Raw genomic sequence first — 9,128 nt, 5'->3', positions numbered from 1 at the left:
GCGTGTTTTCCGTGTTCGTGCCCGACCGGAGCGCCGCGCTTGCGAAGGTCCTCGGCATGCTCCCCAAGGGCGGTCTCGTGTGCCACGGCGCTTCGGCGACCCTCCAAGAGATCGGCCTCGTGGATGCCCTGACGGCGCAGGATTCGGGCGTCCGATACGGCAACCTGGAGTGGCAGGCGGAACCCGAGATGGCGAAGCGCATGCGCCTGCGGGCGCGCTTGACCGCGGAGTCGGACGTGTTCCTGGGCAGCGTGCAGGCCATTTGCGAGACGGGGGAGGTGGTCTCCGCGGACGCGACCGGAAGCCGGCAGGCGGGATACATCTTCGGCCCGCCGAAGATCATCTGGGTCGCCGGCATGAACAAGCTCGTGCCCACCCTCGACGACGGCATCCGAAGGCTCCGAGAGGTCGCACTCCCGCAGGAGGATGCCCGGATGAAACGCACGGGAGCGCCGGGCAGCTACGTCGGCAAGCTCGTGATCTACGAACGGGAGCGACCGGGGCGGATTCATCTCGTGCTCGTCGGTGAGAGCCTCGGGTTCTGAGGCAGCGCAGCGCCCCCGAGAGCCGCTAGCTCCGGGTTCTGGAGGCCTCCGTCTCGCCAGGGCGGGTCTCCATGGATGTGGCGACGGGCGAAGGCCGTGCGTTGCACACCTTAGAGGAACTCCTTCAGAATCTCGTCCGCATCCGCAACTCCGAGCGGCTGCTTGACCGGGTTCCCCTTCTTGTAGGCGGGCTCGAGGTCCTCGTACGTCGGCACCTTGTCGTTGCGGTAGAACAGGCCCAGCGGGATGCGGTCCCGCTGCACGACGGGCCATTCGAGCGCCTTGAGGAACGCGGCCTTAAGGTCGCCCGCGTCGTGGCCCTCCTTGTTCAGGTCGTACACCCGCTTGCGGAAGAACTCGTACGTGTTGATCTTGTTGTACGTCACACACGGCGAGAGGGCGTCGATCAGGGAGAATCCGTGGTGTTCGATGCCCTTGGCCACGAGCTCGGACATCTGCTTCACGTCCCCGCTGAACGCCCGCGCGACGTAGGTCGCACCGGAGGAGAGGGCGAGGGCGATGGGGTCGATGGGGTTCTCGATCACGCCCGCGATGGGCGTGGACTTCGTCTTCATCCCCATCTCCGACGTGGGCGAGGCCTGGCCCGTGGTCAGGCCGTAGATCTCGTTGTTCATCACGATGTACGTGAGGTCGAGGTTCCGGCGCATGGCGTGGATGAAGTGACCCACACCGATCCCGTACCCGTCGCCGTCGCCCCCCGTGACGATCACGTGGAGGTCGGGGTTCGCGAGCTTCGCGCCCTCCGCAACCGCGACCGCGCGGCCATGGATCGCGTGGAAACCGTAGGTCGACAGGAATTGGGGCAGGTTGCTCGAGCAGCCGATCCCCGAAACGAGGAGCACGTTCCAGGGCTCGAGCTGCAACTCCGTAAGCGCGTGCTGGAGCGCGTTGAGGACGGCGAAGTCCCCGCACCCGGGGCACCAGGTCGGCTTGACCTCGGACTTGTACGTCTCGAGCTCGAAGGCGAGCTTCATGCGACCACCTCGAGGATCTTGTCCGCGATCTCCCGCCAGGTGAAGGGCTCCCCGTCGTACTTGGGGAACGAAAAGGTGGGTTGGTAGCCCGTCTCCGCGCGCAGGAGCCGCGCGAACTGGCCCGTGTAGTTGCCTTCGATGGACAGGGTCCGCTTCACGCCCTTCAGGATCCGGAGCGTCTCGTCCGCGTGGAAGGGGAACAGGGTGGGGAACTCCAGGGAGTTCACGTGCACGCCGTCCTCCTCCTCGACATGGAGAATCGCCTCGTGGGCCGGGCCCCAGGTCGAGCCCCAGTGGATCAGGGTGAGGTCCGCGTTGGCCGATCCCCAGAGCTCCGGCGGCGGCATGTCCTTGCGGAGGCCCACCAGCTTCCGCATGCGCTTCTCGTGCATCTTGCGCCGCTCCTCCACGAACTCGGGCAGGCCCGCGAGGACGTCCGAGATGAGCTCCCCGTTCTCCATGTGCTCGTCGGTCGCCGCGACGAACTGGTAGCCCCGGGTCCCCGGGAACGCCCGCGGGCTCACGCCGGAGTCCGTGTACGCGTAGCGCTTGAAGCGCCCCTGGATCGCGCCGCCGTCGGCGGCCGTCAGGCCGCGGACGATGGGCACGTTGAAGTCCAGCTTGTCCACCGTGCGGAAGCCCTCGCCCAAGTACAGGTCGGACAGGAGCACGATGGGGGTCTGGTAGACTTCCGCGAGGTTGAACGCCTTCGCGGTCAGGTCGAAGCACTCCTGGGTGTGGCGCGGCGCGAGGATGCCGCGCGGCCAGTCGCCCTGGCCCGCCCCAAGGACGAGGTTTAGGTCCCCCTGCTCCGTCTTCGTCGGGAGTCCCGTGGACGGTCCGCCCCGCTGGACGACGACGGCCACGAGCGGCGTCTCGGTCATCCCCGCTTGGCCGATCGCCTCGACCATGAGGCAGAAGCCGCCGCCCGACGTGGCCACCATGGACCGCACGCCCGCGTGGCCCGCGCCGATGGCCATGTTCATCGCGGCGAGCTCGTCCTCGACCTGCTTCACGACGACGCCGTGCGCGGGCCCGTGCGCGGCCATCCAGTGCAGGATGGACGAGGCGGGCGTCATGGGGTACTGCGCGTGGAACCGGACGCCCGCGGCGAGGGCGCCGAGGGCGACCGCCTCGTTCCCCGTCATCAGGTATCGAGGCTCCTCCGGGAACGGGACGCCGAGGTGCAGGGATCCGCCCGCCCGGTCGACGGCGTCCGCGCCCAGCTTGGCGGCGCGGACGTTCTGCTCGACGATCTCGGGCTTCTTGTCGCCCCAGATGTCCTGGAACGCGGACTCCACGTGGCGGAAGTCGATCTCGTACAGGCGGACCGCCGCGCCCAGGGCGACCGTGTTCCGCACGATGGCGTTCGGGGTGATCGTCTGGGCGAGCTTGCGGAGGGACATGCCGAGGAGGCGCACGCCCTTCGCCACCCTGGAGGGATCGGGCTTCACGAGGTCCGAGTCGTACACGATCGCGCCGCCGGCCAGGATGTCGCCCTGGTGGACGTCCATGGTCTGCTGGTTCAGGCAGACGAGGACGTTGGGGACGGTGCCGTGGGATAGGACGGGCTCCGGGCTGCCGCGGACCTGGGTCCACACGTGGCCGCCCCGGATCACGCTCTGGTACGAGGAATAGGTCCAGACATGCAGCCCGCTGCGGGAGCACATCTTCGCGAAGCTTTCGGCGGTCGACGAGACCCCGTCGCCCGCGGCTCCGCCCACGCGGAAGACGATTTCAGGAAGTGACATGGTGCCCACCGTCGCGCCCTGGCGCGGCCTTCTCACTCGCCTAACCTTCTCCAGACCGCCGCGCGTTAAAATAGTTTTAGGCGAGATAAAACACGAAGAGGAGCGGGCCCGACCCGTGCGGAATCCTTTTCGTCGTCCGCGTGTTCCGTGGGTCCCGTGGTCGCATGAAGTCCATCCCCGAACTCCGGAACCATCCGAAGCCCCTGGGCCCCTACTCGGCATGCGTGGTCGCCGGCAACCTCGTGTTCATCTCGGCCCAGACACCCCTCAAGCCCGGAGCCAAGGCGGGGGAGTGGGCCGCGAGCGACGCTGCGGGGCAGACGCGGCAGTGCCTGGCGAACATCGGGTCCATCCTAGACGAGCTGGGCTTGGGCCTGGACGCCCTCGTCCGGACCACGGTGTACCTCGCGGACCCCGGTGACTTCAAGGCGATCAACGACGCCTACCAAGAGTCGTTCCGCACCGATCCGCCAGCGCGGTCGCCCGCGAAGCTGGGCATCGAAGTGCCCGGGCTCAAGGTCGCAATCGACGCGATCGCCGTGTACGAACCGCATGAGGAGGAGTGACCTCCGCTACCTCCGAATGGGGTTAACGAGGGCCGTGTACCGGGTTGCAGGTACGCTCCGTGCAGGCGAACATACAGAGCGAACGACTCGAGCGCACTTATGGCGGCATCCGCGGACCCGAGCCGTGTCAGAAGGTCATCCGGGCCAACGTCTTCGTGGCCTTGACGCCCTCCACGGACCGGATCTGATCGACGACAATGTTGCCGATCGTGTCGAACGAGTCCGCCTCGACCTTGGCGATGAGGTCGTACTCCCCAAACAGCGGATAGAGCTCCACGATCTGAGGGACTTTGATCAGCTTCTCGTAGACCTCTTTTTCCCGGTTGGGCTCGATGTCAATGAGCACGAAGCCGATGGGCGTGGGCATCCCTACGGCGCCGTAGATTGCGGCTCTAGATAAGCATATCGTATCGACGGCGCGACCAACGTCCGCATCGGTCGATATGGGGCACGCGGTGTGCAGGCTGAGTCCCAAGTTTGGTTTTGTGAACTGAAGTTAGAAATAGGCCAGCCGAAACTCAACGTCCCACGCAGCCTCGGTCCGCCGAGCCCGGCGATCCGGCACCCACCCTGCCCGTGGAGACCCTACGGGACTGGTACGTCACGGTGTGCGGCGGTTGGTCGCCCGAACTCGGGTTCCACCAGATCGGCATCAACAAAGAGGCCTTGGAGCGGAACACGTCCCTCGACCCGGACACGGACCGCGTCCGCGTGACCATCTTGGGCCATGTGCGGCGTCCTCTGCTCCTGGACCGCTTCTTCGAGATCGTTCCGCTCGACGAACGGCACTCGCGCGCCCTCGAACTCTCACCGATCGGCGAGGCCGTCTTTCCCGAAGGAGACGACGCGATACGAAGAGACGCGGCACCGCAGCAGGGCGACGAGGTCGTGCTCAACAATGTGCTCCGCCGCCTGGACCGATTCCCCGACGCCGCCGCGCTCGAGCGCATCCTCCAAGAGCTCCTGCCCCGCGATCCGGACCCCGGCCACGCCAACGGCTGAGGTCGGCCCGTCGCACGCATGGTTTTTATCGGACCTCCGGGGTCCATAGCCCGATGCGGATCGGAGTCATCGGGGTCCAAGGCGACGTGAGCGAACACGTCGACGCGGTCGCCCGCGCGTTGCGCGAGTACGGAGTCACCGGCGACGCCATCGCGGTCCGCCGACGCGACGACCTCGACCGCGTGGACGGCCTCACGATCCCCGGCGGCGAGAGCACGACGATCTCCAAGCTCCTCGTGAAGCTGAACCTGTTCGACGAGATCGTCCGCCGGGCGAAGGAGGAATCCATGCCCATCCTTGGCACGTGCGCGGGGTGCATCCTTCTCGCGAAGGACGGCGGCCCCCAGGCGCAGAAGACGGGGAGCCGGCTCCTCGCCCTGATGGACATGGCCGTGGACCGCAACGCGTTCGGCCGTCAGAAGGAATCCTTCGAGGCGGACCTGGATGTCGCCGGACTCGAGAAGCCCTTCCACGGCGTCTTCATCCGCGCGCCCGCGATCCTGCGCACCTGGGGCGCCTGCACGCCGCTCGCGCGGTACCAGGACAAGATCGTCCTCGCTCGGCAGGGGTCGTTGATCGGTGCAGCGTTCCACCCGGAGCTGAGCAACGACTTCCGCATCCACCGCTGGTTCCTCGATCTCCTCTAGAGGAGGACGAGGGCCAGGGCCGCGATCGCCACGGCGCCCGACAGGGTGACGTACAGCGCGGGTCGCAGGACCGCCATGGTCGCGCTGATCGAGGTGGTCAAGCGGGACGCGGCTTGAGGGCCGAAGATCCGGAAGTCGGGGATCTCCCCGCTGAACGGGGCCACGTCCGCGGGCTCGAGGTTCCCGATCGCGTCGCGGACCGCGGCTTCCGCGTGTGCGAGGACTGTCTCCCGGTCGAGCACGGCGCCGACCGCATTGAAGCCGTCCATGGTCAGGTTCACGGAATGGTTGTCCGTGGTCAGGGCCTCGGACTCCTGGACCAGGCCGGCGATCCGCGCCCGGATCGCGTCCCGCGTCCCGGGCACCATGTTGTTCCCGTCGAAGAGCACGTAGGCCGTGCGCTGCCCGTCCACCTCGACGACGAGGGCCTCCACGCCGCGTGCCCCGATCCCCTGGTCCGGCGTGCAGATCTTACACTGCTGCCCGTAGCCGACCCGCAGGGGTCCCCGGGGCGCGGCGAGCGCGGCGCGCGTGGCCGCCTTGGCGGACTCGATGACCTCGTGGCTCGCCTCGGACCCGAACAGGGTGAGGCCCGCACCGGGCTGCAGGCAGTTGTGCGCGTCCACGAAGATCGCGTCCGCGGCTCCGGCCAGCTTCGCCTCCTGGACCGCGGCGTGGCCCGTCGCGCCGTCGATGTCGTCCGACGGACTCGGCGCGAATGAGGCGACGAGGAGGACCGTGTCCCCGAGCGCTTGGGCGAGCGTCGTCACCCGGCCGAAGGCCGCTCGGCAGGCACGCCCCGCGGTGCCGCTCGTCGTCGCGGCGGCCACGAGGCCACGCACGGTCTCCGAGATCTTGCGCACTTCGGCCGTGGTCGCGGGGTTGTCGTCGTGGGTCGTGGGGCCGTGGGCCACGAGGACGCTCGGCGTGAGGTCCGTGAGCCCGGAGGCCACCTTGCTCGGGAGGTCGCTGCCGCCCACGAACCCCATGGGCCCCGGATGGACCGTGGGCGCGAGGAAGAGCGCCTTGATCCCCTTCCCCGCACGGAACGCGAACCCGGCCACGCGCACCCGCGCGGCCACGCCGATGGAGCCGAAGAACTCCTCGAGCTCCGCGACGCCCTCGTCCTCCATCTCCCCGTACACGTCCAAGGTCGAGCGCAGGAGCTTGAACCCGTCCGCCCCGAAGGACCGCAGGAGCGGGCGTTTCGCGATCTCCGTGTACCCGACCGCGGACACGTAGAAGATCGCCAAGACGACGAGGCTCAACAGGAACCCGGAGAGGCTGAGCGGCATCCACACGGCCATCGCGATCAGGCCGAGGAGCGGGTGGATCAGCGCGGCGGGCAGGGAGCGAAGGTGCTGGGAGTGCGACGTCGCGGACAGGATCACCTCGCGCACCCAGAGGACGGCGCCGTAGCCGAGGATCGTGACCCGAAGGGTGACCGACGGATCGTACGCGGCGTTCCCGAGGACGGCGAGGATCGTGAACAGGGCGACGGCGATGACCTGGAACGCGCCCAGGAGGATGAGGCCCACGAACGCCAGGAGGAACGAGCGTCGGAAGTACATGCGACCTCCGAGGGCGAGGGCGACGGGCTTCGTCAGGAGCGCCGCGGCGTACGCGGGGATCGCAATCGCGAGGGCGCCGATCGCGATCCGGACCCAGTCGAGCGAAGGATACACGAGCAGGTACGCCTCCATGAGGGAGAACGCGAGGATCGGCAGGACCATCCGCCGCGGCCGCGGGGCCGTGAAGAGGCGGCGCGCCATCCGGGTGGTCTCCGCGTGGCTCTCCGCGACGGTCTTCGGAGCAATCCGGTCCATCAGCCCGCCTTCACCGCCTCGATGATCCGGCGCAGGGTCTCGCCGTCCTTCGAGCGCTCCACGACGGTCCCCGTGACCACGATGTCCGCCCCCGCGCGGGCGACCGTGCCCGCGGCCTCCGCGGTGCGGATGCCTCCTCCGACCACGAGCGGGATGTCCAGCGCCTCCCGGACCGCACGGATCATGGCGGCGGGGACGGGCTCCGGCGCCCCACTCCCCGCCTCCAGGTACACGAGCTTCATCCCGAGCATCTGCGCCGCGAGGGCGTACTCCACGGCGACCTGGGGCTCCGACCTCGGGATGGGATCCGCGCGACCCACTTCGCCCGCCCGCATCCCGGGTTCCACGACGAGGTAGGCCATGGGGATCGTCTCGAGGCCCCACTTCTTGACCACGGGGGCGGCGCGTCGCTGCTCTCCGACGGTCAGGCGCGGATCGCGGCTGTTCAGGAGGCTCATGAAGTAGAGGGCGTCCGCGTGGCGCGACAGGTTCGCCGCGCTCGCGGGAAACAGGATCGTCGGCACGTGCGCGGCCGCCTTGATCGCGAGGACTGTGGCGTCCACCTTCTCCTGGGTGACGCCCGTCGATCCCCCGATCATGATCGCATCCGTGCCGCTCCTCGCGGCGCCGCCCGCGATCCGGCCCGCCTCGTCCGCGGACTGCTTGTCTGGGTCCAGGAGGGTCATGTGGAGCCGGGCCTGCACGCGGCGTTCGAGGAGCGATTCGTAAACGGTCACAGGAACAGTCCCCCCGCGAGGAACGCGACGAGGGCCACGACCATCGCGTACTTGGTCACGCGCTGGGAGCGCGCGGGTCGGGCGGCCGAGTGATAGGCGGCGTAGATAAACATTCCGTCCGCGGGCAGGACGACGGCCGCATACTCCCACGCAAGGATGGCCGTGGCCCAGGGCAGGACGCTCAGGAGGACGCCCGCGACGAGCGTCGCCGCGGCGAGTTGACCCGCCCGAGGCGCACCGATCCGCTGGGGCAGGGTGCGCCGGTCCACGTCCCCCGCCATGTCCTCGATGTCCTTCGTGATCTCGCGGCCCATGGTCGCCAGGAAGGCCAGGAGGGCGAGCACGCCCGTCCGGAGGAGCGGGGTGACGTCCGAGCGAAACACGGCGAATCCCGCGAAGAGGAAGATCGAGCCCACGAGGTAGCCCACCGCGGCGTTGCCCACACCGCCCCGGGCTTTGAGCCCCCGCTCGTACGCGTACAGGACTCCCGCGTTTACGACGACCATGGCGAGGCACGCGAGGCTTGCGAGGGTCGCGATCGCGGCCGCGGCCACGAAGGCGGCCACGGTGAAGTTCCTCGCCGCAGGCACGCTCACGGCCCCGGTCACCAAGGGGCGATCCGGATGATTGACGCGGTCCGTCTCCCGGTCCGCCAGGTCGTTCAGGGCGTTGCCCGCAGCGGTGGACAGCGCGGCGGCGATTGCTCCGAAGGCCAGCGGCCATGCGAACACGCCCCAGACGCCCGACCCGACGGCGACGATCCCGCCGATGGCGACACCGACGGCAGACATCACGCAGTTCAAGGGGCGAGCGAGCCGGAGGAGCCCGGGCATGCCGTCGCGGCGTACGCCCGGCCCGATAATAATGATTCCCAGGGAGTCGACCGAGGCCGGGGGAGCAGGTTCTTGAGCCGCCTCCCGATGTCCGTCCGAGGCCCGGGATGACGGCGACAGAGACCGCGGCACCACCGCCGGATGCGGCGGAGACCCCCGATGCGGCTCGCGAGTTTTGGTTCCGGCTCGTCCTGCTCGGCCTCGTCCTCCTCGTCGTGGGCTTCAC

General features: G+C 68.7%; 10 protein-coding genes. 4 read left to right on the top strand and 6 right to left on the bottom strand.

Annotation, left to right across the window (positions count from 1 at the left end; all coding sequences use genetic code 11):
- A partial coding sequence (locus VEY12_13215) for a lactate utilization protein (protein ID HYM41082.1) occupies positions 1-545 on the top strand: 545 nt, incomplete at its 5' end.
- Positions 546-655: 110 nt separating this feature from the next.
- Here VEY12_13215 and VEY12_13210 read toward each other — a convergent pair.
- The gene (locus tag VEY12_13210) at positions 656-1,540 is read right to left on the bottom strand and encodes a 2-oxoacid:ferredoxin oxidoreductase subunit beta (protein HYM41081.1); all 885 of its coding nucleotides are present in this window, start codon (positions 1,538-1,540) and stop codon (positions 656-658) included.
- Complete coding sequence (locus VEY12_13205) at positions 1,537-3,291, bottom strand: 2-oxoacid:acceptor oxidoreductase subunit alpha (GenBank protein ID HYM41080.1); 1,755 nt, start codon at positions 3,289-3,291, stop codon at positions 1,537-1,539. Before VEY12_13205 ends, VEY12_13210 begins: the two co-directional genes overlap by 4 nt.
- A 164-nt stretch (positions 3,292-3,455) precedes the next feature.
- Here VEY12_13205 and VEY12_13200 point away from each other — a divergent pair, with 164 nt between their 5' ends.
- Positions 3,456-3,857: a RidA family protein gene (locus tag VEY12_13200; GenBank protein ID HYM41079.1), complete on the top strand. Its 402-nt coding sequence runs from the start codon at positions 3,456-3,458 to the stop codon at positions 3,855-3,857.
- Between the two features lie 127 nt (positions 3,858-3,984).
- On the opposite strand, the gene VEY12_13195 is transcribed toward VEY12_13200, so the two are convergent.
- Positions 3,985-4,224 (bottom strand): Lrp/AsnC ligand binding domain-containing protein, encoded by a 240-nt coding sequence (locus tag VEY12_13195; GenBank protein ID HYM41078.1) that lies wholly within the window; start codon positions 4,222-4,224, stop codon positions 3,985-3,987.
- Between the two features lie 209 nt (positions 4,225-4,433).
- Between VEY12_13195 and VEY12_13190 the strand changes: the two genes are divergently transcribed.
- On the top strand, positions 4,434-4,859 hold the full coding sequence (locus tag VEY12_13190; GenBank protein ID HYM41077.1) for a hypothetical protein: 426 nt from the start codon (positions 4,434-4,436) through the stop codon (positions 4,857-4,859).
- A 53-nt stretch (positions 4,860-4,912) separates the two neighbouring features.
- Positions 4,913-5,506: a pyridoxal 5'-phosphate synthase glutaminase subunit PdxT gene (pdxT, locus tag VEY12_13185; GenBank protein ID HYM41076.1), complete on the top strand. Its 594-nt coding sequence runs from the start codon at positions 4,913-4,915 to the stop codon at positions 5,504-5,506.
- Here pdxT and VEY12_13180 read toward each other — a convergent pair.
- The 3 genes from VEY12_13180 to VEY12_13170 are packed head-to-tail and all read right to left on the bottom strand — an operon-like array spanning position 5,503 to position 8,902.
- Complete coding sequence (locus VEY12_13180) at positions 5,503-7,332, bottom strand: DUF2070 family protein (GenBank protein ID HYM41075.1); 1,830 nt, start codon at positions 7,330-7,332, stop codon at positions 5,503-5,505. The two genes, pdxT and VEY12_13180, sit on opposite strands and share 4 nt — an antisense overlap.
- Positions 7,332-8,069 carry a geranylgeranylglyceryl/heptaprenylglyceryl phosphate synthase gene (locus VEY12_13175; GenBank protein ID HYM41074.1) on the bottom strand — a complete coding sequence of 246 codons (738 nt, stop codon included), beginning with the start codon at positions 8,067-8,069 and terminating at the stop codon, positions 7,332-7,334. Before VEY12_13175 ends, VEY12_13180 begins: the two co-directional genes overlap by 1 nt.
- Positions 8,066-8,902 (bottom strand): UbiA family prenyltransferase, encoded by an 837-nt coding sequence (locus tag VEY12_13170; protein ID HYM41073.1) that lies wholly within the window; start codon positions 8,900-8,902, stop codon positions 8,066-8,068. The genes VEY12_13175 and VEY12_13170 overlap by 4 nt, the downstream gene beginning before the upstream one ends.
- Positions 8,903-9,128: the final 226 nt, after the last annotated feature.

Source organism: Thermoplasmata archaeon (assembly GCA_035632695.1).
Classification (GTDB): Archaea; Thermoplasmatota; Thermoplasmata; order RBG-16-68-12; family RBG-16-68-12; genus RBG-16-68-12.
This window is presented reverse-complemented; position numbering and strand designations above follow the sequence as displayed.

Excerpts from the sequence above, each read along its gene's own strand:
- VEY12_13180 (HYM41075.1), bottom strand. The coding sequence starts at position 7,332 with ATGGACCGGATTGCTCCGAAGACCGTCGCGGAGAGCCACGCGGAGACC.
- VEY12_13195 (HYM41078.1), bottom strand. The coding sequence starts at position 4,224 with ATGCCCACGCCCATCGGCTTCGTGCTCATTGACATCGAGCCCAACCGG.
- VEY12_13200 (HYM41079.1), top strand. The coding sequence starts at position 3,456 with ATGAAGTCCATCCCCGAACTCCGGAACCATCCGAAGCCCCTGGGCCCC.
- pdxT (HYM41076.1), top strand. The coding sequence starts at position 4,913 with ATGCGGATCGGAGTCATCGGGGTCCAAGGCGACGTGAGCGAACACGTC.
- VEY12_13170 (HYM41073.1), bottom strand. The coding sequence starts at position 8,902 with ATGCCCGGGCTCCTCCGGCTCGCTCGCCCCTTGAACTGCGTGATGTCT.
- VEY12_13205 (HYM41080.1), bottom strand. The coding sequence starts at position 3,291 with ATGTCACTTCCTGAAATCGTCTTCCGCGTGGGCGGAGCCGCGGGCGAC.
- VEY12_13210 (HYM41081.1), bottom strand. The coding sequence starts at position 1,540 with ATGAAGCTCGCCTTCGAGCTCGAGACGTACAAGTCCGAGGTCAAGCCG.